Consider the following 25,438-nt stretch of genomic DNA (forward strand, 5'->3'; position numbering starts at 1 on the left):
TTTCATGTCCGCCCCGATATTTTCAATATTATAAAATGTCTGTAAAAAAAAGTCCAGTGTTTTTTGTGTGAACTCAGCACAATTCGTTAAATTTTCAGTTATTTTTACCTAACAGTTAATTTTTACTAATAGTTTGATCTATCTAATTCTTAGTCTATACAAACCTCTTCTTTCCTATTATATTGTGCCATAGCTTTTCCATACTCACCCGACCTCATGAACAGGCAGCAGCGCCAGGGTACGGATATTCTGTTCACTGATCTCCCCGCAAGCCCGAAGTCCTGCAAGGATCACTTCATTAAGCTTCTGTCCGGACAGATGGCATATCGTATCATCATCCAGTTCTACTGTGCAGACGCCTTTTGTGCTGCATGCCACGCGATACATATTCTTTCGGCTGATAGCACCGATGGATTCCAGCGTATTGACCATACGGTATACTGTAGCTACACCGATCTTCGGATCCAATGCGGAAGCCCTGTAATAGATTTCCTTACAACAGGAGCACTCTCCCTCCAGGATAATGTCCAGAAGAATCTTTCTCTGTCTGGTGATGCGGAGCCCCTTCTCCTTCAGTTTCTCTATAATAAGATCCCTCTGCATCTCTGTATGTCGGTAGCATCCTGTTTTTTTCTCTTCTGTTTCGGCTTCTGCAATATGCATTCTGATCCCTCCTTTATTGAGAAAACTTTTCTTTTATCTAATAAGTTAGTATACTCCAACTTAGGTTAGTTGTAAATAACTCCTTTGAACTTTTTTTACATATTGAGGATTCTGCCTGAATACCGTATAATGTTTCGTGAACCTGTACATAGGAAACCGTCGTTTTGACAAAATGACGAAAAATCCCCTTTCGTTTTTTCGTCAGAATGACAAGAAACTGCCGGAAACTTTGTAAGATTCAGCTCTAGCCCTTTTCTCTCATTTTCGATATACTGTTAACCAGCAAAGGAAATTACGTAAAACAATATATTAATTTTGGAGGGAAACAACAATGGCAAGTTTATCATTATCTCACATTAATAAAACTTATCCGAACGGCTTCCAGGCAGTTAAAGATTTCAACCTGGAGATCGAAGACAAAGAATTCATCATCTTCGTAGGACCATCCGGATGTGGAAAATCTACAACACTTCGTATGATCGCAGGTCTTGAGGAGATCAGCGGTGGTACACTTAAGATCGGTGACAAAGTCATGAACGATGTTGAGCCTAAGGACCGTGATATCGCAATGGTATTCCAGAACTACGCTCTGTATCCTCATATGACAGTTTATGATAACATGGCATTCGGACTTAAGCTTCGTAAAGTTCCGAAGGACCAGATTGACAAGGCTGTTCGTGAAGCAGCAAGAATCCTTGACCTTGACAAGCTTCTTGATCGTAAACCGAAGGCTCTTTCCGGTGGTCAGAGACAGCGAGTTGCTATGGGACGTGCTATCGTTCGTAATCCTAAGGTATTCCTTATGGATGAGCCTCTTTCCAACCTGGATGCTAAGCTTCGTGTACAGATGCGTATCGAGATCTCCAAGATCCATCAGAGACTTGGCGCTACTATCATCTATGTAACACATGACCAGACAGAGGCTATGACACTTGGTACCAGAATCGTTGTTATGAAAGACGGTGTTGTTCAGCAGGTTGATACACCACAGAACCTGTATCAGAAACCAGGCAACCTCTTCGTTGCAGGATTCATGGGATCTCCGCAGATGAACTTCCTTGATGCTGTTATCTCCGAAAAAGGCGGCAATGTAGTTGCTACGATCGGTGGTGAGCATGAGGTTATCGTTCCGGCAGCTAAGGCTAAAGTCCTGAAAGACAAAGGCTATGTTGGAAAGAAAGTTGTTCTTGGTATCCGTCCTGAGGATATCCATGATTCTCAGATGTTCCTTGAGACATCTCCAAGCAAACCAATGAACTCCGTAGTTAAAGTTTACGAGCTTCTTGGTGCTGAAGTATTCCTGTACTTCGATGTTGACGGAACTCAGGTTACAGCACGAGTTGATCCTCGTACAACAGCTAAGACCGGTGATCCGATCAGATTTGCATTCGATATGGAGAAAGCTCACTTCTTCGACAAAGAGACAGAGCTTACTATCACAAACTAATTCTCGTCGAATCATAAAAACAGAATGTAACCCCGGGGATATGATTTCCCGGGGTTTCTTTTTATTTCACTAGTTTTATTTCACATCAGAAAGGACGCTTTTTATGAAAATACAGCAAACAATTCAAAAATGTCTGGATGACTGGAACCGGATCAGCGGTCTTGATTTCTGTATTCTGGATGAAAATGATCAGATATACATTTCCACAGGGGACCGTCGACTTCCTTCTTCTGAAAAGCTTGCTCAGTTCCGGGAGGATCCTGCCTTATGCATCTCCAACCGCAGCTGCAGTCTGTACAAGCTGAACAACATACCTCAGAGCAATATGCTTCTGATCGTATGGGGCTCCGGAGAGCAGGCTTCTACCATCGGAGAGCTTGCTGTCTGCCAGGTAGAAAGTCTCCTCACCGCCTATACGGAAAAAACAGACAAGAACTCCTTTATGCAGAATCTTCTCCTGGACCGCTATTCCCAGGTAGAAGCTTTTAACAAGGCTGCCCGTCTTCATATCACACCTTCTGCCCGCCGTGCGGTATTTCTTGTGGAAACCAAGCAGCACAAGGACGAAAATGCCCTGGCTACCATCCGCAACATCTTTTCTGCCCGTACACGAGATTTTATCACTGCACTGGATGATTCCGGCATCATCGTAGTACGTGAGCTTCAGAGCACCGAAAGCTACGAAGAACTGGATGGTATCGCCTGCATGCTGGTGGATATGCTCAATACAGAGGCCATGACCTCTGCCTGGGTTTCCTACAGCAATGTTGCAGATGATATCATGGAGCTTTCCGATGCCTACAAGGAAGCCCGCACTGCTCTGGAGGTCGGCAAGATCTTTTATGCTGACAAAAACGTTTTCGGTTACAACCGTCTGGGCATCGGACGTCTGATCTATCAGCTTCCCACTCAGGTTTGCAACATGTTTGTAGGCGAGATCTTCGGAGAAGAATCCCTGGAATCTATTGACGACGAAACCCTCAATATCATCCGGACCTTCTTTGAAAATAACCTGAACCTTTCTGAAACCTCCAGACAGCTCTATGTGCACCGGAATACTCTGGTGTACCGTTTTGAAAAGCTGCAGAAGCGTTTTGGCCTGGATATCCGTACCTTTGAGGATGCACTGGCCTTCAAGCTTGCCATGATGGTGTCCGATTACATCACCTATTCCGGAAATCATGGAAAATAGATTCTGCTCGTAAAAATCCATCCAAAATGCAGGAACACAAAAAATCCCCGGAAACAGCAGATAATGTCTGTTTCCGGGGGTTCTTTATTTCAGCAGCATCAGATGCTCCGGTGGAAGATACAGATATTCCGGAAGATCTTTATCCGGATCCTCCGTAAAGCTGTTTTTGGGACGCATCCACCATAATCCGGCAGCATTCTCTTCCGCTTTGTTTCGGATCATATACTGATGTTCAAATGTAGTTTCTATGTATTGGTCTACCCGTACTGCCATACAGTTCTCACCCGGCTTTGATTCCGGGCGGATCCAGTGGCCTCGGATTCCTACATGGGTAATATCCATATCTACGTTTTCTTCGGTATGGAGCTTCATTTTCCAGTCCGCCGCATAAATCTCGTGCGGTCCCAGCCTCTCCGCTCTGGAAAAATTCTTACAGCCGGTAAGCTTTGCTGCCTCCAGAAGTCCCGGTCTCTCAAACAGCTGCTTTGTCTCCCCGGTCACAAGGATCCTGCCTTCATGTACAATGGAAAGCTCCCTGCAGAATTTATAGGCCTCATCTCTGCTGTGTGTCACAAGGATCATATCTCCCGGATAGTCCTTGAGGAAATCCTGCATCTCCCGCTGGAGCACATCCTTCAGGTAACCGTCCAGTGCGGAAAACGGCTCATCCAGAAGAATAGCTTCCGGCTCTCCGATCATCATTCTGGCCAGTGCCACTCTCTGCTGCTGTCCGCCGGAAAGCTGTGAAGGCAGGCGCTTCTCCAGCCCCTCCAGATGATATCGCCGGATCAGATCTGCCACTTTTTCTCTGGCGGAGGATTTTTCCCCACGATAACCGCAGCGGATGTTCTGTTCCACTGTCATGGTCGGGAACAGCGCATAATTCTGAAACAGATATCCGATCCGTCGCTTCTGCGGTTTCAAATTGATCCCTTTTTCAGAATCAAACACTGTTTTTCCATTGATAACGATCCTTCCCTTATCCGGTGTTTCGATTCCTGCAATACAGCGTAAGGTCATGCTTTTTCCGCTGCCGGAAGCACCAAGAAGCCCAATGGCTGCCGAACTGCCTTCAAAATCTACCTTCAGGGAAAAATCACAGAAGTTTTTTTCGATATTTACTTTGACTGCCATCAGATCCACCTTCTTGTTTTCATACCTTTTCCGGATACGATATTGATCAGCGCTACGATCACAAAGGAGATCAGCACGATCACAACGACCCAGAATCCTGCAGTTCCGTAATTTCCGGCTGCTGTCTCTGATGCAATGGCAACAGAAACTGTTCTGGTTTTTCCAAGGATATTTCCGGCAAGCATGGAGGTTGCGCCATATTCTCCGATCGCACGTGCAAATGCCAGCACTGTTCCGGATGCGATCCCCGGTCCTGCCGCCGGCATGACTACCCGCCAGAATATCCGGCTGTCGCTCATCCCCAGAGTCTGGCCTGCATGGATAAGATTTATATCCACCTGTTCAAAAGCAGCCCGAGCATTGCGGTACATCAGCGGAAATGCGATCACTGCCGCTGCGACCACACAGCCCTTCCAGGTCTGCACGATCTTAATATCAAAATTATCCAGAAGAAAGCTTCCGAAGGGCCTTTTCAGACTGAAGATCAGTAGCAGAAAAAATCCAGCCACTGTAGGAGGAAGTACCAGCGGAAGAGTAAGGATCCCGTCCAGTACTGCTCTGGCTCCCGGCTTCAGCTTCATGATCTTCCGGGCGCAAAATATTCCCAGAAAAAAAGCGATCACTGTGGCTGCCAGACCTGTTTTTAAGGAAATCCACAGAGGACTCCAGTTTATTTCTCTCAAAAATTCTGTCATATTTCATTCCTGTGCCGGCATTTACTGTGTTTCAATATTTACTGCCTGCCGGTTTTCTACATCATACTCATTTGGATGTGCTGTCTGCGGAAGCTGTGCTGTCCTCAGCCTCCGTGTTGTCTGCAGAAGCTTCTGTGGCATCCTCGGAATCCTCATCCTCATATGCTGTAAATCCATAGTCCTCAAATACCTTGATCGCTGCGTCAGACTCTACATAATCAAGAAAAGCCTCTGCAGCCCTGGTATCGTCTTCCGATGCTTCCTTGTCCTCGATAAGTCCCACAGGATAAAGAACCGGCGTCTTAAGGCTGTCTGCCGGCGCCTCTGCGATGATATCTACTTTATCAGTAACAGATGCAGCATCTGTCGCATATACAACACCAACCTCATTACTTCCTTCACTGACTGCTGCAAGTACATCCGTTACATTCTTGCACTCGTTGATCTCCATTTTGTTTACATCGTCCATGATTCCAAGATTGTTAAAGATCTCACGGGCGTACTGTCCCACCGGAACATCCTCTCCTGCAAGCGCCATATTCTCAGCGTCTGTGATATTCTCGAATCCTGTTACCTTTGTCTCTCCGTCCTTTGGTCTGATCAGAACGACTTTGTTCTCAAGAAGATCCTTAACGGTGTCTTCCTTTGTCAGTTTTTCCTCTGTGAGGGCATCCATCTGTTTATCTGCTGCTGAAAAGAAAAGATCACAGCGTGCACCTTCCTCGATCTGTGTCTGCAGTGTACCTGAGCTGTCTGCACTGTAATAGATCGTTACATTCGGATAAAGCTCATTGAAATCCTTCTGGATCTCCTCCATGGAATTGCTGAGGCTGGCAGCAATAAATGCATAAACCTCTCCCTTCAGGTTCTCATCACCTTTCACTTCTGTGTCCGCCGCGAAAACAGTTCCGGTCATAAGGCCTGTTGTTAAAATTCCCGCGGTAAGGGCTGCTAAGATTTTTTTCTTCATCTTTTGTTTCTCTCCTTTTCCGTTTCGTTCAGTTTTGTTTAGTTTTGAATGGTTTTGTTTAATTTTACCGAAAGGAAAGTTTCTTGTCAAGCTATAAGGCATTGCTGTTTTTCTCTACAAGTGCTATCATAAATACATAGTTGACAAGCCAGGCGGATGTTCACGATCCGCTTCGTTTCTTATCATGAGTGGCTTACAGCACTCCTGATACAGACAAATCCCACACAAGGTTCATTGCTCTGCACAACGGAAGCAGAGAATTTGCCTGATCCGGTTCATTCAATATTCAAGAAAAGGAGAATTACTTATGAAACTCAGTGCACGTAATCAGTTAAAAGGAAAAATCATCAACATCAACCAGGGAGCTGTAAATTCCATCGTTTCCATTGATATCGGTGGTGGAAATATCATCACTGCTACCATCTCCTGTGCGGCGGTGGAAGAACTTGGACTGAAAGTAGGCTCTGATGCTTACGCAGTTATTAAGGCAACCAATGTTATGGTAGGTATCGATGAATAAAGTCTACACAACACAGGAAGTTGCAGATAAACTAAAGATCAAAAAATCCACAGTATATGACCTGATCAAACGCGGAGAGCTTTCCTCCTCCAAAGTCGGCAAACAGCTACGGGTCAGCGAGGAACAGCTGTCTCAGTATCTTAAGGGTTCGGAATGTTCTGCGTCTTCTGCTCAGTCTTATGATCACCAGCCGGAGAGTTCTCTTTTGAAAAGGGATTATCTTCTGCATTCCAGTGGACTGATCATCAGCGGACAGGCTTCTCCGGCTCTGGATCTTCTCCTAAATCAGCTTCCCACACACCCGGACAATCTGCCGGTTCTGCAGTCTCACATGAACACCTACAACGGACTGTATTCTCTCTATTTTGAAAAAGTCCACATTGCCTGTGCATCCGCCTCACCGGAAGATATCCATAGCCTTATACCCGGTATCCCACTGACTGTGATCTCTCTGTGTCAATATCCTGTCGGCTTCTATGTAAAAAAAGAAAATCCCAAGAATATCCGGGGATTTTCTGATCTTACACGGGCAGATATTATTTTTGTGAACCGCGAAAAAGGAAGCAGCCGTCGTATCCTTCTTGACCGTACACTTCTGTCTTCCGAAATTTCACCGGATTCCATATCCGGATATCGAAATGAGCTTGTTACCGATCACTCCACGGCTGCTGCAGTGGCTGGCGGACAGGCAGACATAGCTCTTGGCGAGGCCTGTGTAGCGAGAAGCTTTCCAGAGCTGGATTTTCTTCCTGTTTGCCAGGAATCACTCTTCCTGGTTATGCAGACCAAAAATCTGAGCACCCCCGGCTTTCAGGCCGTAGCGGAAACCATTGCATCCGAACCTTTCCGCCGGTTTTTAGCTCTTCAAACCGGATACGATACTACTGACACCGGAAATATCCGGCATATTTAGGGCTAAGAAAAACGCTTATGTAAAAAATTCTTCCGCAACCATTTCTTTGATAATACAAAATCAGCCAGCACGTCAATGATCACTCCTTATTTTTGCCTAATTAAGGAAGTTTCTTGATCCTATGACTGCTGGCTGATCTTTATTTATTCAGATATTGATATACTCTTGAAGAAATCGAACGAATTCCGTACAGTAAATGATCTTCGGAAGCGCCTTCTGAAAATATACATAATACATAATTTGTTTTCTTTCCATAGACGATTGCCATATCATGCTGAACTGAGCTTGTCTCACCAGTTTTGTTCGCGCATACTATACCTGTCGGAAGACCTGATGGAATTTTGTATCGTTTCGTCTGATGCAGTAAAAGATTTAGCATTTCTCTGGAATACTGTTGAGAAACACACTGACCTCGATAGATTTTTTCTAAGAGTATCCCACAATCTTTTGCAGATGCCGTGTTACGCCAGCCATCACTGCTCCAGGCAGAAGAAGACGGATGCAGGGAACTGTGACAACCGGTATTTTTGTAACCGTTCTTTCGAAGATATTGGTTCACTACAGCCGTTCCTCCTACAAAGCTTCCGCCTCCCTGACGCCTTACCAGTTCATTATAACATTCATTATCACTGACGGTGATCATATCCCACAGCAAGCTGTACACACCGGAGCTGTATTGCATTTTTCCCTGACGGATCTGATCATAGACCGACGCCATCACAAATGCCTTGATCGTACTTGCCGGATACATTTCCCGATCATTTATGTTTACAACATTTCCTGTTTTCAGATCTTTTATATAAACAGACCATTCTCCACCGTAGGCAGAAACAAAGCTCTCCAATTCCGATTTAAATGCACTTAGAGCATACTCTGATCTTGTACTTTTTCTTCCCTGCCAGTCCACATACTGACCATCCGGTGTTTTCATATTTTTCGCAATGGTTCCGTTCGATTTCAGGTAATAACCATCTTTCCACCGGTTCACCAGCATTTTTCCATTTTGGTCTACATAATATTGCTGGCCCTCACAGGTTACCCACCCTGCCTTCTGTACCATTCTTCCGTTATCATTGCCAAAATAATAAATTCCGTTAAACTTTTTTCCCTGAACTGTTTTGTTCACTTTATGAAAAGACGGACGCATGCAGATTCTTCCGGTTCCATAGAAATAATAATAACCACCTTTAAAATTACGCCCACCGAATCTTCTCTGTCTTATATAGCGTACTGTTCCACGATCAGCCAGTTTTCCGTACGCTTCCACATAATAAATGCCTGCGATAATTTTTTTGCCCCGTACCTTCTGTTCAGCTATGTTTACAAAGCCACGCTCTCCCTTTGAAATTCTTCCATTGGAGTCTGTGATGTGGTATTTATCAAAGCGGACACCAGAAACTGTCTTTTTATCGAAATAATAAACGGATTGCTTTCTCAAAAGTTTTCCGTTTTTATCAAACATATAAAATCCTGTTTTTAAAAACTCTGTCTTTGGGATTGACAAATAACGTAATCCGGTAAGTTTTCGCTTATTAGAATCTTTCAAATACCAGTTCCCGCCAGATTTCTGAAGATAATTTCCACTGTTATCCCAAAATCGTACCGTTCTTTCAGCAGCCTCGACCTTTATCTCTGTACTTCTGGCACCAATAATACATCCAAAAACCACTACTAATATCAACCAATATATACAAACTGTTTTTTTTGCTTTCATACTTTAACAAGACCTGCCACAGACGATGGCAGGTCTTTCTCCTTTATCTTTATTATCCTATTTTCACACAGATGTTCTGGATCAGGCGGTTGTATCCGCTTACCTTTTTCAGCCATTCCAGCGCTATGGACACTGCCAGTGAAGCCAGCAGAAGCGTCAGTGTATTGGTCAGAAAATATCCACTCACATACACAAAAGAAGATTTTCTTATAAATGTATGTATCAGAAATATATTCATGGAATGTTTTCCGAGGAACAATAAAATCTGTCGCACTCCCGGAATGACATTAATAAATTCGCAGCAAAATGCCATAAATACAATTGGATACACACCCCAGTGGATCTCACTGTATACCGTCAGCGGCAAAGTTCTGTACGCTTTATACAAAATAAACACCGCAAGAAGCTCCAGAAGAAATTTGAAAACATGCTTCATTCCAGCATTCCATATCTTAAACCATCGGTTAAACAGATCATACTTGGCTACACACATTCCCATGAGAAATACCGGTAAAAATGCATAAATACCCGTAATTCCCATAACCTCCAGGGAAATTATCCGTGGAAATGCTGCAACAGCCACAAGAATAAATACCAGATATTCTTCCTTTATCATAAACAGTGGCACGCAGATGATAAAAATGATCGCCGCACTCATATACCACCAGGTTCCGTTCAGAGTCGAAGTTCCGAAAAGTTTCGCCAGACCAAAAAAATCCAGCACCATTGCGCTAACACCTTTGGCAATATTTCCGTTTCCGAAATATCTGGCCACGGCATAGCCGTTATAAAGCTGTGAGCTCACAACAGAAAGCCCCCATATAATCCAGAACCCTCCCATTGTTTTTATCAGTCTTTTGGCTGTCCACTTGCCAGGTGTAGAATTATTTTTTCTGTAACTGAGATACAGTCCGTATCCGGAAATAAATGCATAGATCGGTACACAGATCTTAAATGTTCTGCACAGATACATGATCCGATCTGCTGAAAACGGAGTGAAAACAACATTCAGCCCCTCAAATCTATCTTGACTCAGATACATATGATGGAACAGCATTATAACAATGGCAATGCCCTTCATCGCCTGAGAATTATATTTATCAAACTTTATTGCCTGCTTTCCTTCCAAAATCCAACCTCCATATTACCGATTCTCGATGATCCTCTCATAAACTCGTTTGGAACAGTTACGGTCATTAAATGCAAAGGTCTCATCCATTCGTTTCCGATATTCCTCTTTCATCTGACAGCCGTCTGCCATATATTCGATGATCCGGTCCACAGTTCCGTCCAGTGTATGCTCCACCTCTCCGAAGCCATCTCTCTCATAGTCAAAGTATCCCTCTGTGTAGGAATGCGCGCCACTGAAAAAGCTGTCTCTGTCAAACTGGGAGTATACGATGGGTTTTCTCAAATATGCAAAATCAAAGGCAACCGAAGAATAGTCCGTGATCATCAGATCTGTCTGGGCAAAAATGTCCTTGTAGGAATAAGACGAATCCATAAATTTTACCCGTGGATCATGACGGAACATATGCAGACCGTCAATGGTATTTGGGTGAGGCATGAAGCAGATGGTATATCCGTACTTCTCTGCCGCTCCCAGAAGTCTTTCGCTGTTGAGAAGATCATCATAAAAATGGAAATATTCGCTTTCCTGAAATTCTTTTCCAAGCTGCCATACCCCTCTGGCATCGGTTCCTGAGGAAAGGCTTTTGCGCCAGGTAGGCATCACCGTCACATACTTACGCTCATCATGGACCAGACGGTCATAACGCGGCATTCCCGTAAGCCAGATATTTTTTTCCGGATAAAAATAGTCATAGGTAAAGGCAGAATCATATTCCGGCTTTGTGCTGACGATAAATCCGAAAAGATTACGGTTGTATTTGTTCAGCCACTTGGACTGGTTGTCTTTGGTCACACCATGCTGTAAAAATACCAGCTTTTTGTCATAGATGATATCGCGGTACAGATACTCCAGCTTTCCAAAAGGATTGATCACCGGTTTGTTAGCCTGGGAGGACAGTGAAAATTCATTCAGCAGGAACAGAAGCTTATGCTTCCAGGAGAAAGGCTCCACAACCTTTCCAAGCTTCTTCATTTCCACATAATCCTGTGTATCCTTGTTGACTACAAAGTACGGCTCCACCGTAGGGTCCGGATTGGCGCAGAGATAGCGGAACATCACTTCGCCGTTGTCATCTCCGCGTGTTGTACGATCGGAGATCAGCCAGATCTGCTTTTTCTGCTTTGCCTTCTGCATCTCGTAGAGCTTACGTACGAGAACTGCCTTTTTTCCGGCCTTTCCCTGAGAAAATATTGCTTTGGTGCGTTTTTTCTTCAGCTGTTTCTCCCTACTCTGACTGTATGGCTCTACCGTTACTTCATACTGATGGCCCAGAACCTTTGCATCTTCCTGATCCTCTCCACGGATCATCCGGACTTTTTCGTTAAGATACAGAAGCTTATCCTCTATATGCAGGAAAAGCGGCAGCTTCTTTGTAAATGGCACATATTTTCCGTAGGAAATATTGTACATTTTATTTATATGTCCATCTGTGCCTGTGCCCCAGCTGATAAACTCCCGGATCTCGGAAAGCGGAATGTCCACGATATACAGCTTCTCAACGGCACTTTCTTCTCTGCACCAGCCGGTTCTTTCCAGTGTATATTTCCATCTGGCTTCATAGGTGTTGCCACCAGTCATCATATATGCACGGTTTGTCCTGCTCACAGGCTCCACAATGGAAAATTCACAGTGAAGCTGGTCTTTTTCCGGCTGGAATATCTTGACACGGAGATTGTCATATATGGGATTCAGGATCGTGTCTGCCTGATCCGGAAATTTTTTGCATATATCCGGATAATATTTCCGGAGAAGATATACTTTGTTTGCCCTGCTGATATGCTGATTGGACATCACGATCTCCGGAAACTCCATCTGCTTCAGGAAGCTTTCGATACCTTCCTCATATCTGCACTTTTTCTCTTCATCAAGCTTCTCGTTATCAAATATGATATCAGCTATTTTTGCGCTGTAATACAGCAGCACATAATCTGCATTTTTTTCATGAACAGGATTTTCTTTTATTCTGCAGTCTGCGATCTTTCGGAAAAATTCCTGATAAAATACCTCCAGCTGGTCCGGATCCTGCAGCATATTCTTCCAATCATCCACCATGAGATGGTCCGCAAGGATCTGCACATAGATATCTTCCCCTGAAGCCACTCCCAGACTCCGGCAGCTTACAACGGACTGATATACCATGGTCATCACATCCAGATACCAGATCTCCGGACGGATCTCGGATACCCATTTCACCTGATCTGCGGCAAATGTGTAAGCGGTATACAGCTGATGCAGAAGATATACATTGTTATCCAGCGTTGTTTTTTCGGTGAAACGGTTACAGTAATTATTATGCTCCCGCACATAGATATTTCCTTTTCCACGGATCTTTGTTAGGACAACATCTCTGTTTTCTTCCTCAAAGCAGCGTCTGATCTCTGCACTGGATTTTGGGGAAAAACGGATTCCGGCTTTTGCAAAAACAACATAGCTTCCGGCTATCTTATCCTTCAGCTCCGCCACAAGATCCCCGCATTCCAGTCCGTCAATATATAAAAGATCCCGGTCATCCAGCATCTCCCGGAAACGAGGATCCTCCGGATTGAACTCTCCGTAGATCTTATCCAGCTCTTCGTCCTTGAGCTCTTTCTCCTTTTCTCCGGCTTCCTCCAGCTCCCGCATGTCCCGTTCATCAGGAATATCCATATCTCCTGCAATGCATACTGCAAGGATCTGTACCGTTCCTTCCGGTGTGACCTCACGTACATTTTTAAAGGTTCTGTAAAGCTTTGCGGTATCTTTTGCAAAAACAACTACTGAAAATTCATACTCCCTGTTCATATTGCTCCTTTTGTATCCTTACATTAAAATTTTTTCTCTTTCAGCCTTCTTTTCAGTTTGTCCGGTATTTGAGCATTGGCTATATATTCATAAATTCGTTTGCTGTTGTCATTGTCCCTGTAGGGAAGAAGCTCATCTCTTCTTCCTGAAAATTCCGGTTTTTCACGGAATCCGTTCCTCGCATATTCTCCGATAAGGTCTACCAGCTGGTTCTGATCCCATGCCAGATCTCCGAAAACATCTTTTTTGTAGTCCATATAGCTTCCCTGGACTTTCTCATAGGTTTCCAGATCAAAGGGATAAAATACCACCGGTTTTTCCTGATAGTAGACATCCCAGGAAACAGAAGAATAATCGGTGATCAGCATATGACAGCTCATCAGAAGCTGATTCAGCGGCATAGTCCCAAATGGGATCAGACGGATATGCCTGTCTTCCACCTGAAAGCTCCGGATATGTTCCCGGAATTTCGGATGGATATAAAAATTCAGCGTGATATTTTCCTTTTCCAGAAGAGTCTTAAGCCTCTCATCCTGCAGAAATGCTTTATAACGCTGATAGTATTCACTTTTTTTGAACTGCTCCTCGCTGATATCCTCCAGCCAGCTTCTCCATGTAGGCATCAGCAGGATCTCTTTATGAGCCGGATCCGACTTGTCCTCCAGCACATCCCATCTGGCCAAACCAGTGATGATGATCTCTTCATTATCGTATCCGAAATAATCATGGATGATCTTCTGTTCATAACCCGAAGACACCACAAACAGTGCCATCTGATTGCCTCCGCCTTTATGAAAGGTCCTGTGGCATTGCTTGAAGCCCATCACTCCATGCTGGAGAAATACAATGTTCTTCCGTGCCTGATACAGAACCTTGTAGATGCTGTTGGGCGAATCCCAGATATAAAAATGCCGGATTGCATCGGTAGATATCAGATACCGTGCAGCGCTGAGATAGATCATGTACTTAAATGACATGAACTGGATCACATTGGCATCATACTCTTTTACAGCCTGATAATCCGGACATTTTTTATCTATTACATAAAAAATCCGACTTCTGTCCTTCTCCGATGCATGCTCCATACAGTACCGGAAAAAATAGAGGCCGTTGTCCTGTGCCATTGTACAGTATTTCTCGCAGATCAGCCATAATTTCTTATGATCCCAGTAAGGTTTCAGGATAAAATAGCAGAATAATGCAAGAAATTCTTTTGCTATAAATGCATAGCTGTCATATTTCGGATCATATTTCCGGTATTGAATGGTAAACTGCCTTGCTCCGTTGACAAAGGGATAAACCATATGCCCATCCCCGGTTCTGGTCCATCTTGGAAAAAGGATCAGCTTAAGTTTAAGTTTTGAACTTAAGCCTCCCAGGATCGCATCCTCATAATTTCCTTTTCCTTCTTTATCCACAGATGCCACCACATCCCAGAATGCGGTTTCCATCGGATACTGATCTACATTGATCTGTGCATGATACACGATCGTATTTCCTTTTTTTGCTGTCTGCATTTCAAAAGGAAAACTTGTATCCAACACTGCATTTCGCTGTTTCAGCTTCAGGGAACGGATCCTTCCTCTGGATCCTTCCAGCTCAAAACTGATCTTTATGGTTCCTTTTGTCAGCGAAAATTTCCTGGTTTTTACCTTGATCTCCGCCGGAGCTTCCATTAACTGCTGCAATTTTTCACCACCTGTTACATTTCTTTGATCGCTTTGTAATTTCTTTCACAATTCTTTGTATCCCACAGATCAAAATATTTTCCGTGTCTTTCCAGATAGATCTCTTCATTGGCAAATCCCTGCTTATGCAGGCGGATCAGCCAGTCCGTTACTTCCTGTTCCGTTACACATACCGGACCGAAGCCATCTTTCCGGAAATCAAAATACCCGATCTGATGATGACTTTGCCGGAATTTTTCATTGTCAAACTGGTAGTAGACCAGTGGCTTTTTCATGTAGGCAAAGTCCATGGCCACACTGGAAAAATCAGTCACCAGCACTGCGGACTCTTTAAGGAGTGTCTGCACATCGTACTCAGGCCAGGACGCCACTGTGATCTTCGGATGATCCACATGAAAATATTTCAGGAACCGATGCATTTCCCTGTGCGGATAAAAGATGATCTGAAGATCGTTCTCCTCAATATAGCGGATCAGTCTCTCATCCTTGAGAAGTGCATCCCAGTACCGGTAATAATCGGTTTCCATGAATTTCTGTGCTTCCAGCTCGTGATCAGAGGCTGAGATCTCATTGCGGATATACATACGCCAGGTCGGCATGATCAGGATCTGGTTCTTTTTTACCTTCATATCATGAAGCTGGTCAAAACGACACAGTCCCAGCTCCTGCACATAGCCTTCCGGATATCCGTACCGGTCATTGACATATTTCCACTCATCATAGGTACTGGTAACAAAAAGACTCATTTTTGTATGGGGATAATACAGAAAACTAAGATCTGCCGTAATGATCCCATGCTGCAGGAACGCCCGCTTGTTCCGTAGGATTCCGTAAACCTCCAGCACATAGCAGATGGCTGCGTTTGGTTTTCCCATTTTCTGGGAGCTGATATTTTTTGATGCAGCCAGATAGTAGATCCAGTGGCGGAAGCTTCCATACTGGATCACAGGTCCCAGATTTTTTACCCGGGCATAATCCGGAGATTTTCTGTTGATGGCGTACACTGCATCCTCACTGGTATTTTCTCTCAGATATTTGTACAGCCAGAATCCATTATCCCGGCATTCATTCTCCGTATCACAGAGAAGCCAGAGGTCCCTGCGAAAAAGTCTGTAGACCATCGCAATGGGAAATGCCAGGATAAACTTGATGATGTGAAGCAGATCCCCCGGTTTTACTCGTTTCAGTTTTTCAAGAAATGTCTGTTCCATGTTTCCCTCTGTTTGCAGAATCCCGTTTTATTCCTCTGACCAGTCTCCGTTATCATCCCAGACAATCTCTCCGTCTCCGCTGTCATCTGTATCTGTACTGTTGTCAAGAGAATCGTCACCGCTTCCGCTGTTGCTGCTGTCATCTACATAGTCGCCGCTATCATAGTTTCCATCATCACTGCTGTTGTCGTAACTTCCGTCATCGCTGCTGTCGTAGCTTCCGTCATCGCTGTTGTCATAGCTTCCGTCATCACTGTTATCATAGCTTCCATCATCACTGTTGTCATAGCTTCCATCGCTGTTGTCGGAAGAAGTATCCGTGATACCGGAAGAACTATCTGTCAGATCTGAAGTATCTGTGCTGTCTGCGGAATCACTGCTGTCCGCCTCACTGTTATCCGTTTCCACATTGCCAATAGTGCTCTTCTCACTCTTGTCACTGAGGCTTGTATAGGTCAGGTATGCTTCTCCGTTATCGATCATCAGTTTTGCCTTTTCCATATCGCTCAGCTGTACACTGTAGATCTCATAGGCATTTCCGTCTCCGTCTACGATCTTCATATCATAGATGGCATCTCTTGCAGAATCCGGGGTGTAATACATCTGCACCTGCTCCGCATCTTTGATGGTAGCTTCTGCAGGAACAAGACTTTTGCCCCATTCTTCCCCTCCTGCCGCGCGGAGATAGATCTCACGGATTTCTCCCTTCGTGCTGTTGGTAAGATAAACAAATTTTGCAGTACTGGTCTTTACACCGATCAGCTTCGGTGCAGGTGTAGATGTGGGAAGCGGTGTGGATGTAGCCGGTGCAGCCGTAGGTGCGGCTGTAGGAACCGGTGTTGGTGTCACCTCTGCTGTTTCCTTTGATGATTTTCCACAGCCGGCAATACCAAGCGCCGTCACTGCTGTCAGTACGATCAAAAGCTTCTTATATTTCATAATGATTACCTCCAGATTGCAGTTTTATGCTAAAAATGTTTTTCCAACGAAGTATCCGAGCACCAGGATACCAAGGATGATCCTGTACCAGCCGAATACTTTAAAATCGTGTTTCTTGATATATCCCATCAGGAATTTGATGGCAAGAATAGATACCACAAAGGATACCACAACACCTACGATCAGGATGATCAGCTCTGTAGAGCTGAAGGCAAAACCGAATTTGACCAGTTTCAGAAGACTTGCTCCGAACATAACCGGAATTGCCAGGAAAAAGGTAAATTCTGCTGCAACTGTACGGGATGTTCCTGCAAGGATTCCTCCGATAATGGTAGATCCGGAACGGGATGTTCCCGGAATCACGGAAAGCACCTGGAAGCAGCCGATGATCAGCGCTGTCTTAAAGGAAAGCTCATCCAGTCTGGTGCAGGTTGGTCTGCGGCGTTTGTTGTAGTTCTCGATAACGATAAAAAGCACACCATAAACGATCAGCATGATGGCAACGACCACATAGTTGTAAAATTTCTTTTCAATAATGTCATTAAAAGGAAGAGCGATGATGATCGTCGGCAGACATGCTACCAGGATCTTAAACCAGAGGGTCCACTTATCCTTATCACAGTATTTTTCTACAAAAGTAAGGACAGTTCTGGGTACTGCCGGCTGTTTACGCAGTGCCATCTGTGTTTTCTTCGGGATTTTTCTTATGTAAAAAGGCCACAGCTTGTTCCAGTACAGTACAACAACTGCCAGGATCGCGCCAAGCTGGATCACCACCAGGAAAAATTCCATAAATGCCTCGGATACATTCAGCTTGATGAACTCATCCACAAGGATCATATGTCCGGTACTGCTGATCGGAAGCCACTCGGTGATTCCCTCCACAATACCGAGAAGGATAACCTTCAGTAATTCTATAAAAATCATGTTAACTCCTTTCCAAAAGCAAGATAAGGACAGGGCCGGTATGTGAACGACGGCCCCGTCCTTATCAGTATATTACATATTTGACAATTCGTAAACTTTTAATTTTTTATTTCACAAAATTTACAATTTTTTATCGATTGTCGATGGTGGCGATATCTACCAGAGTCAGATTGTTCAGGTCTGTATTCTCAAGACTTGTAACCAGAGCCTCTGCAGTATCAAGGCTTGTAAGTACGTTAACACCTGTCTCAATGGCATTACGACGGATGACGAAACCATCTTTCTGATGCTCAACACCCTGTGGCGGTGTATCGATGACAACATCGATCTTGTGGCCAAGGATCAGGTCCATCAGGTTCGGAGACGGCTGCTCCAGTTTATTGGTGCGTGTTACCTTGATTCCGTTCTCAGTCAAGACATTTGCTGTACCTCTTGTTGCGAAGATACGGTATCCCTGAGCCTCGAAGCGTTTTGCGATCGGGATGATATCCTCTTTATCCTCATCCTTAACAGTGATGATCATCTGTTTGTGTTTCGGAAGACGGATTCCTGCCCCGATGAATGCTTTGTAAAGAGCCTCGTTGAAGGTCTTAGCAATACCAAGGCACTCACCTGTGGATTTCATCTCCGGTCCAAGGCTGATATCTGCGCCTCTGATCTTCTCGAAGGAGAATACCGGCATCTTGATTGCGAAGTACTCTGCTTCTTTCTGAAGTCCCGGTGTGTAACCAAGCTCTTTGATCTTATGTCCAAGGATAACTCTTGTTGCAAGCGGAACGATCGGGATTCCTGTTACCTTGCTGATGTACGGTACTGTACGGCTGGAACGCGGGTTAACCTCGATGACATATACATCCTCGCCTACAACGATGAACTGAATATTGATCATACCGATTACATGAAGTGCCTGTGCAAGACGGCGTGTGTACTCGGCGATGGTATCTTTTGCTTTCTGGCTGATGGTCTGTGCCGGATATACGGAAATACTGTCTCCGGAATGGATACCTGCACGCTCGATGTGCTCCATGATTCCAGGGATCAGGATGTCCTCACCGTCGCATACCGCATCGACCTCGATTTCTTTACCCATGAGGTATTTATCAACAAGGATCGGATGCTCCTGTGCGATCTGGTTGATGATTCCGATATACTCTTCCACATCCTCATCGCTGACAGCGATACGCATTCCCTGTCCTCCAAGTACGTAGGACGGGCGGACAAGTACCGGATATCCCAGCTCGTTGGCAGCTTTTTTCGCCTCTTCTGCTGTGAATACAGTGTGTCCCTTCGGTCTCGGGATCTGGCATTTCTCAAGAATGGCATCAAAGAGCTCTCTGTCCTCTGCTGCATCTACGTTCTCAGCAGATGTTCCAAGGATCTTAACGCCCATCTTGATCAGTGCCTCTGTAAGCTTGATGGCTGTCTGTCCACCGAACTGAACAACAGCTCCGTCCGGTTTCTCGATATTTACAACATTCTCAACATCTTCCGGTGTCAGCGGCTCAAAATACAGCTTATCTGCAATATCAAAGTCTGTACTTACTGTCTCCGGGTTGTTGTTGATGATGATGGTCTCATATCCCTCTTTCGCAAATGCCCATGTACAATGTACAGAGCAGAAGTCGAACTCGATACCCTGTCCGATACGGATCGGGCCGGAACCAAGTACCAGGATCTTTTTCTTATCTTTTGTCTCGATTGCTTCGTTCTCTGTCTGGTCATCGCCGTATACAGAATAGTAATATGGTGTCGCTGCAGCAAACTCTGCTGCACAGGTATCAACCATCTTGTATGCTGCACGGATGCCGTACTCTTTACGCAGGTCTTTGATCTCAGCTTCTGTCTTTCCTGTCAGGTCTGCGATGATGTAGTCCGGGAACTCCAGACGTTTTGCTTCCAGAAGAAGGTCTTTGTCCAGCTTCTGAGTTTTCAGAGCCTGCTCCATCTCAACAAGGATAGCCAGCTTATCGATGAACCAGATGTCGATCTTTGTGATATCATGAAGCTTCTCCTGGGAAACATTTCGTCTCAGGGCTTCTGCGATCTTCCAGATACGGCGGTCATCCACAATGTTCAGCTCGTCCATCAGTTCTTCATCAGAAAGATGTGAGAAGTCATAGGACATCAGACTGTCTACATGCTGCTCCAGGGAACGGATAGCCTTCATTAAAGCGCCCTCGAAGTTATGGCAGATACTCATAACCTCACCGGTAGCCTTCATCTGTGTAGTCAGTGTACGTTTTGCTGTGATGAATTTGTCAAATGGCAGACGCGGGATCTTAACAACACAGTAATCCAGCATCGGCTCGAAGCTTGCGTATGTTTTGCCTGTGATGGCGTTCGGGATCTCATCCAGTGTGTAACCCAGTGCGATCTTGGCTGCAACCTTGGCGATCGGATAACCGGTAGCCTTACTTGCAAGTGCGGAGGAACGGCTTACACGAGGGTTAACCTCGATAACGCAGTACTCAAAGCTCTCCGGATGAAGAGCGTACTGTACGTTACATCCACCTGTGATGCCAAGCTCTGTAATAATGTTAAGAGCAGATGTACGGAGCATCTGGTATTCTTTATCTCCTAAGGTCTGGGAAGGAGCAACTACGATGGAGTCACCGGTATGGACACCAACCGGGTCAATGTTCTCCATGTTGCAGACTGTAATGCAGTTTCCTGCGCTGTCTCGCATTACCTCGTACTCGATTTCTTTCCATCCGGCGATACATCTCTCTACAAGAACCTCGCCTACACGGGAAAGACGGAGACCATTCTCAAGGATTTCACGAAGCTCCGGCTCATTATGCGCGATACCACCGCCGCTTCCGCCAAGTGTATATGCAGGACGGAGAACAACCGGATAACCGATAGTCTGAGTAAACGCAACACCGTCTTCTACAGTTGTTACGACCTTGGATGCTGCAACCGGCTCGCCGATCTTTTCCATTGTATCCTTAAATTCCTGACGGTCCTCAGCTTTACGGATCGTTGCTGCTGTGGTACCGATGAGACGTACATTGTGCTCTTTCAGGAAGCCCTTTTCCTCAAGCTCCATGGCAAGGTTCAGACCTGCCTGTCCGCCCAGTGTAGGAAGTACACTGTCCGGTTTCTCTTTGAGGATCAGCTGCTCTACGACTTCAACAGTCAGAGGCTCGATGTAAACTCTGTCTGCGATGTCTTTATCTGTCATGATGGTAGCAGGATTGGAGTTTAAAAGTACAACCTCCATGCCCTCTTCCTTCAGGGAGCGGCATGCCTGGGTTCCTGCATAGTCAAACTCTGCTGCCTGGCCGATTATGATCGGGCCTGAGCCGATTACAAGTACTTTTTTTATGTCCTTATTCCTTGGCATTATTTCTCTCCTCCCATCATCTTCATGAATCTGTCAAAAAGGTAACTGGAATCCTGTGGTCCCGGGCATGCTTCCGGATGGAACTGTACAGTAAAGATGTTCTTTCCGTTATATGCCATACCCTCGTTTGTTCCGTCGTTGACGTTTACAAATGCAGGATGTGCGATATTTTTCTCCTCAAGTCCCTCTGCATCTACAACGTAGCCATGGTTCTGGGAGGAAATATATACTCTTCCTGTCTCAAGGTCTTTAACCGGATGATTTCCGCCTCTGTGACCGTATTTCATCTTATGGGTGTCTCCGCCTGTTGCAAGAGCCATAAGCTGATGTCCAAGACAGATGGCAAAGATCGGTACATCAGAGTCATAAAGTTTTTTGATCTCTTTAATAATAGAAGTACATTCCTTCGGATCTCCAGGTCCGTTGCTGAGCATGATGCCGTCCGGATTGTCTCCAAGGATCTCTTCTGCAGATGTCAGAGCCGGGTAAATAGTAACCTGGCATCCTCTCTCATTCAGTGAGCGTGCAATGTTTTTCTTGGCGCCCAGATCAAGAAGGGCAACCTTCGGTCCGTTCCCCTTAAGCACTTCCTTTTCGCGGCAGGAAACCTTCTCTACCACTTTTCCTGTTGTATATGCTTTTAATCTGGGGATGATTGTATCCAGGTCATAGTTCTCATCAACTGTGATCATTCCGTTCATGGTTCCCTTCTCACGAAGGATCTTAGTCAGTGCTCTGGTATCAATTCCTGCGATTCCCGGAATGTCGTTTTTGCTCAGAAAATGCTGAATGGTGTCTACGCTTCTGAAGTTGCTGGGAACTCGTGATAATTCGCGTACAATAAATCCGTCAATCCACGGCTTCCTTGATTCCTGGTCATCATAACAGATTCCGTAGTTTCCGATCAGCGGATATGTCATACACACCGCCTGTCCTGCGTAAGAAGGATCTGTCATTACTTCCAGATAACCGGTCATGGAAGTGTTAAAGACAATTTCACTGATGACTTCCCTTGCAGAACCAATGCTAGTTCCTGTAAATACATGGCCATCTTCCAATATCAGAAATGCTTTCATACAATCTCCCTTTCTTTGTTCTCTTATTTTATCCTAAATCTTCAAGATTGTATCACAGGAATCGTCATTTTTCAACACCATATGCAAAAAAAATGTATAAAACTAACTTAAAATATTTTTTTTGAATTTTTTTAATTTTTTTGAATTTTTCTATTGACATTATCCCATTCCTGAGTTATTATAAGTGAGCAGTCGACGAGCGGAGCAAACAAAGCAAAGCAAGCCGGTTGAAAAAATGCAGGAATGGCGGAATTGGCAGACGCGCAGGCTTCAGGTGCCTGTGGTCGCAAGATCGTGTGGGTTCAAGTCCCATTTCCTGCATTCTTTTTTATTTTATCCAAAATCAAAAAAACAGAAGCGCCCAACACCGGCACTTCTGTTTTTTTATTTATTTTTCTTTTTCAGAAAAGATCTCGCTCCCGCCCCAGAGAAGCGCACCTGTAAATATGAAAAAATCCGAAATATTAAATACGACCTTCTTAAGCTTCGGATTTTCCACATTCAAGCTCACATAATCCGTGACATATCCCTTTCTGCGACGTTCCGTATAATTATTCAGACCGCCGCCCAGGATCATGGAAAGCCCAAGTTTGGATATGCGTGTGCCTTTTTCTCCGGAAGTACGTATATACTCCCAGATTGCACCGCCCAGCACCATAGATGCAAGATCTCTCAGGAATTCTTTATCTTTGTTTTTTAATATTCCAAGCATCATCCCATGATTATGGCAATTTCTTACGATCAGTCTGCCTCCTAGGCACTTTTCCTTCAGATCTTTCTTTTCCGATGTGTTGATTTTCTCCTTTATATAATAGTCTGTACCAAAGATTCCCGCCGTCAGTAAATTCCACAACATTATTCCCCCTCCTTATTTCTGTGGTCTGCATAATATTCAGGCAGGCTCCCACTGGGGAAAGCCTGCCTTATATGCTTATGGTTATTCTGTTTTTTCTTCTGTTGTTTCTGTATTTTCCGGATCAGCCGCAGGCTCCTCTGTTTCTGCAGATCCCACTTCCGTTCTTTCCTCTTCCAATTCCGGATCTGATCCTGATGTTTCTGTTTCTGACGCTTCTGCGGTTTCTGCTGTTTCTACTACTTCTGACGCTTCTACTGTCTCTTCCGGATCTGCTGCCACTTCTGTAGCTTCTGCGTTTTCTTCCGCTTCTGTCTCCGATACTTCTGTCACCTCTGCCTCAGCAGCCTCTTCAAGCTCCTCCTCTGCCTGCTCGATCACATCGGCAGCTTTCTCTTCCAGCTCCGCTGTAGGACACGCCGCTCCGCAATACGGACAGAAGCTGGCCTCCCGCATCACCGCCTTATGGCAGGCCGGGCAGAACTTCTCCCCTTTACTGGCAGCGATCGCATCTCTGTAGTGATCTGCCTCCAGCATGTGCTGGCTGATCTCCTCGCAGATAGCTCCCGTCTCACCGTCAACGGCTTCTCCCTGCTCATAACGTGTATAGATCATCTTTCCGATATCCATCATCAGCTTTTCGGTCATACGCTCCTGTGCAGAGAGCTTGTTACGGATTTTCTGGATCTCATAGAGATTCTCTGCTCTGGAACTTAAGCCCTTTGCCTTTCTTGTCAGTGTGTTTCCCAGATCATCCCAAAAACTGCTTTTTGCCATATCTGTCACGCTCCTTTATATATTAAAGAATCTTCTTGTTTCTTATCCTTCCAGTGCCGGGATCTCCTGTCCACGCATAAGGATCTTCGGACCTCCGTTGCCCTGAATGTATCCCTCTGTGATCACGACCTCACCGATATTGTCGTCCTTCGGGATCTCATACATGATATCCAGCATATATTCCTCCAGGATAGCCCGGAGAGCTCTGGCTCCTGTATGGCGTTCCAATGCCTTACGGGCAATGGCATGTAAGGCACCGTCCTCAAACTCCAGTTTTACTTCATCCAGTGCCAGAAGCTTCTTGTACTGTTTCAGAATGGCGTTCTTCGGCTCCTTGAGGATTTTCACAAGCATATCTTCCGTCAGCCCGTTCAGGGTAAAGATGATCGGAAGACGACCGATAAATTCCGGGATCATTCCAAATGCACGGAGATCATCTACCGTTACTTTCTCCAGCACATGCGGATCATCATCATATTTGTCCTTCAGATCTGCATAAAATCCGATAGACGCCTGTTTATTCAGTCTTTCTTTGATGATATTCTCAAGATCCGGGAACGCACCGCCACAGATAAACAGAATGTTCCTTGTATTTACAGTCACCATAGGTACCATGGCATTCTTGCTGGTAGCACCCACCGGAACTTCCACTTCACTTCCCTCCAGAAGTTTCAGAAGTCCCTGCTGGACAGCCTCTCCGCTGACATCTCTCTGGTTGGTATTCTTCTTCTTTGCGATCTTATCGATCTCATCGATGAAAATGATCCCGTGCTCTGCCTTCTCCACATCATTATCTGCAGCCGCAAGGAGCTTGGATACTACGCTCTCGATATCATCACCGATATAACCAGCCTCTGTAAGAGATGTGGCATCTGCAATGGCAAGCGGTACCTGAAGAAGTCTGGCAAGCATCTTCACCAGATAAGTCTTACCGCAGCCTGTAGGTCCGATCATCAGCATATTGGATTTCTCGATCTCAATATCATCCATGGTATCTGTGGCAACTCTTTTATAATGGTTGTATACACCTACAGACATTACCTTCTTGGCATATTCCTGTCCGATCACATATTCATCCAGAGTTGCTTTGATCTTATGTGGTGCAGGAATATCTTTAAGATCGATCACCGGCTTCGGAGTCTCTGATTTTTTCTTGATCTTCTTCGCCTGGTTTCCGGGATTCTGGAAACTGCTGAGATCGATCATGCTCACATTCGGCATGTTAAAAAGATCGGAATAATTTCCATTGTTCATCTGGGTGTTCATAGTATCAAAGCTTTTCTGCATGCAATCCGCACAGATATGTATATGATTAGGAAGGTCGATCATCTTCCCTGCCTGACTCTCCGGTCTGCGGCATAAAAAACAGAATTTCTCGTATTTCTGCTCCTGGTCATTGTCTTTATTATTATCAAACTGATCTGCCATAACATTTCCTTTCTGGTTTTTATTATGCATAT

General features: G+C 44.9%; 20 protein-coding genes and 1 tRNA gene. 5 read left to right on the forward strand and 16 right to left on the reverse strand.

Annotated features, from left to right (window positions below; all coding sequences use genetic code 11):
* Window positions 1-204: 204 nt before the first annotated feature.
* Window positions 205-663: a transcriptional repressor gene (locus BN3261_RS09470; protein ID WP_021651932.1), complete on the reverse strand. Its 459-nt coding sequence runs from the start codon at window positions 661-663 to the stop codon at window positions 205-207.
* A gap of 331 nt (window positions 664-994) precedes the next feature.
* Between BN3261_RS09470 and BN3261_RS09475 the strand changes: the two genes are divergently transcribed.
* Entirely contained in the window at window positions 995-2,110 is a 1,116-nt protein-coding gene (locus BN3261_RS09475; protein WP_015527387.1) for an ABC transporter ATP-binding protein, read from the forward strand.
* Window positions 2,111-2,213: 103 nt separating this feature from the next.
* On the forward strand, window positions 2,214-3,302 hold the full coding sequence (locus tag BN3261_RS09480; RefSeq protein WP_059086122.1) for a PucR family transcriptional regulator: 1,089 nt from the start codon (window positions 2,214-2,216) through the stop codon (window positions 3,300-3,302).
* A gap of 84 nt (window positions 3,303-3,386) precedes the next feature.
* Here the strand turns inward: BN3261_RS09480 and BN3261_RS09485 are convergent, their stop codons facing one another.
* The 3 genes from BN3261_RS09485 to modA all read right to left on the reverse strand — a co-directional run bounded on the left by BN3261_RS09485 (window position 3,387) and on the right by modA (window position 6,101).
* Window positions 3,387-4,436 carry a sulfate/molybdate ABC transporter ATP-binding protein gene (locus BN3261_RS09485; protein ID WP_059086123.1) on the reverse strand — a complete coding sequence of 350 codons (1,050 nt, stop codon included), beginning with the start codon at window positions 4,434-4,436 and terminating at the stop codon, window positions 3,387-3,389.
* Window positions 4,436-5,131: a molybdate ABC transporter permease subunit gene (gene modB, locus BN3261_RS09490; protein WP_015527390.1), complete on the reverse strand. Its 696-nt coding sequence runs from the start codon at window positions 5,129-5,131 to the stop codon at window positions 4,436-4,438. The genes BN3261_RS09485 and modB overlap by 1 nt, the downstream gene beginning before the upstream one ends.
* A gap of 67 nt (window positions 5,132-5,198) precedes the next feature.
* Window positions 5,199-6,101 (reverse strand): molybdate ABC transporter substrate-binding protein, encoded by a 903-nt coding sequence (gene modA / locus BN3261_RS09495; protein ID WP_059086124.1) that lies wholly within the window; start codon window positions 6,099-6,101, stop codon window positions 5,199-5,201.
* Between the two features lie 307 nt (window positions 6,102-6,408).
* Here modA and BN3261_RS09500 point away from each other — a divergent pair, with 307 nt between their 5' ends.
* Together BN3261_RS09500 and BN3261_RS09505 are read left to right on the forward strand one after the other, a co-directional pair.
* Window positions 6,409-6,621, forward strand: coding sequence for a TOBE domain-containing protein (locus BN3261_RS09500; RefSeq protein WP_015527392.1), 213 nt, complete (start codon window positions 6,409-6,411; stop codon window positions 6,619-6,621).
* The gene (locus tag BN3261_RS09505) at window positions 6,614-7,534 is read left to right on the forward strand and encodes a substrate-binding domain-containing protein (RefSeq protein ID WP_059086125.1); all 921 of its coding nucleotides are present in this window, start codon (window positions 6,614-6,616) and stop codon (window positions 7,532-7,534) included. The genes BN3261_RS09500 and BN3261_RS09505 overlap by 8 nt, the downstream gene beginning before the upstream one ends.
* Before the next feature lie 139 nt (window positions 7,535-7,673).
* Here BN3261_RS09505 and BN3261_RS09510 read toward each other — a convergent pair whose 3' ends face one another.
* The 9 genes from BN3261_RS09510 to BN3261_RS09550 form a co-directional block, all read right to left on the reverse strand.
* Window positions 7,674-9,248, reverse strand: a complete 1,575-nt coding sequence (locus BN3261_RS09510) for a serine hydrolase (protein ID WP_059086126.1) — start codon at window positions 9,246-9,248, stop codon at window positions 7,674-7,676.
* A 52-nt stretch (window positions 9,249-9,300) separates the two neighbouring features.
* Complete coding sequence (locus BN3261_RS09515; RefSeq protein ID WP_059086127.1) at window positions 9,301-10,377, reverse strand: acyltransferase family protein; 1,077 nt, start codon at window positions 10,375-10,377, stop codon at window positions 9,301-9,303.
* A gap of 15 nt (window positions 10,378-10,392) precedes the next feature.
* Window positions 10,393-13,161 (reverse strand): CDP-glycerol glycerophosphotransferase family protein, encoded by a 2,769-nt coding sequence (locus tag BN3261_RS09520; protein WP_059086128.1) that lies wholly within the window; start codon window positions 13,159-13,161, stop codon window positions 10,393-10,395.
* 23 nt (window positions 13,162-13,184) lie between these two features.
* Window positions 13,185-14,849, reverse strand: a complete 1,665-nt coding sequence (locus BN3261_RS09525; RefSeq protein ID WP_059086129.1) for a CDP-glycerol glycerophosphotransferase family protein — start codon at window positions 14,847-14,849, stop codon at window positions 13,185-13,187.
* Window positions 14,850-14,863: 14 nt separating this feature from the next.
* The gene (locus BN3261_RS09530; RefSeq protein ID WP_021651922.1) at window positions 14,864-16,060 is read right to left on the reverse strand and encodes a CDP-glycerol--poly(glycerophosphate) glycerophosphotransferase; all 1,197 of its coding nucleotides are present in this window, start codon (window positions 16,058-16,060) and stop codon (window positions 14,864-14,866) included.
* Between the two features lie 27 nt (window positions 16,061-16,087).
* On the reverse strand, window positions 16,088-16,999 hold the full coding sequence (locus tag BN3261_RS09535) for a hypothetical protein (protein WP_059086130.1): 912 nt from the start codon (window positions 16,997-16,999) through the stop codon (window positions 16,088-16,090).
* Between the two features lie 24 nt (window positions 17,000-17,023).
* Window positions 17,024-17,926, reverse strand: coding sequence for an undecaprenyl-diphosphate phosphatase (locus BN3261_RS09540; RefSeq protein ID WP_059086131.1), 903 nt, complete (start codon window positions 17,924-17,926; stop codon window positions 17,024-17,026).
* 130 nt (window positions 17,927-18,056) lie between these two features.
* The gene (carB, locus tag BN3261_RS09545) at window positions 18,057-21,272 is read right to left on the reverse strand and encodes a carbamoyl-phosphate synthase large subunit (protein ID WP_059086132.1); all 3,216 of its coding nucleotides are present in this window, start codon (window positions 21,270-21,272) and stop codon (window positions 18,057-18,059) included.
* Complete coding sequence (locus BN3261_RS09550; RefSeq protein WP_015527400.1) at window positions 21,272-22,348, reverse strand: carbamoyl phosphate synthase small subunit; 1,077 nt, start codon at window positions 22,346-22,348, stop codon at window positions 21,272-21,274. The genes carB and BN3261_RS09550 overlap by 1 nt, the downstream gene beginning before the upstream one ends.
* Before the next feature lie 237 nt (window positions 22,349-22,585).
* Between BN3261_RS09550 and BN3261_RS09555 the strand changes: the two genes are divergently transcribed.
* Window positions 22,586-22,669: transfer RNA gene (locus BN3261_RS09555), tRNA-Leu, on the forward strand.
* 67 nt (window positions 22,670-22,736) lie between these two features.
* Here BN3261_RS09555 and BN3261_RS09560 read toward each other — a convergent pair.
* From BN3261_RS09560 to clpX, 3 genes are all read right to left on the reverse strand, one after another.
* A complete protein-coding gene (locus BN3261_RS09560) occupies window positions 22,737-23,204 on the reverse strand; it encodes a signal peptidase II (RefSeq protein WP_059086133.1) in 468 nt (155 codons plus the stop codon).
* A gap of 81 nt (window positions 23,205-23,285) precedes the next feature.
* Window positions 23,286-23,978 carry a zinc ribbon domain-containing protein gene (locus BN3261_RS09565; RefSeq protein ID WP_059086134.1) on the reverse strand — a complete coding sequence of 231 codons (693 nt, stop codon included), beginning with the start codon at window positions 23,976-23,978 and terminating at the stop codon, window positions 23,286-23,288.
* Between the two features lie 42 nt (window positions 23,979-24,020).
* The gene (gene clpX, locus BN3261_RS09570) at window positions 24,021-25,406 is read right to left on the reverse strand and encodes an ATP-dependent Clp protease ATP-binding subunit ClpX (RefSeq protein WP_022426973.1); all 1,386 of its coding nucleotides are present in this window, start codon (window positions 25,404-25,406) and stop codon (window positions 24,021-24,023) included.
* Window positions 25,407-25,438 lie beyond the last annotated feature (32 nt).

The sequence above is a fragment of the Blautia massiliensis (ex Durand et al. 2017) genome (assembly GCF_001487165.1).
Classification (GTDB): Bacteria; Bacillota; Clostridia; order Lachnospirales; family Lachnospiraceae; genus Blautia_A; species Blautia_A fusiformis.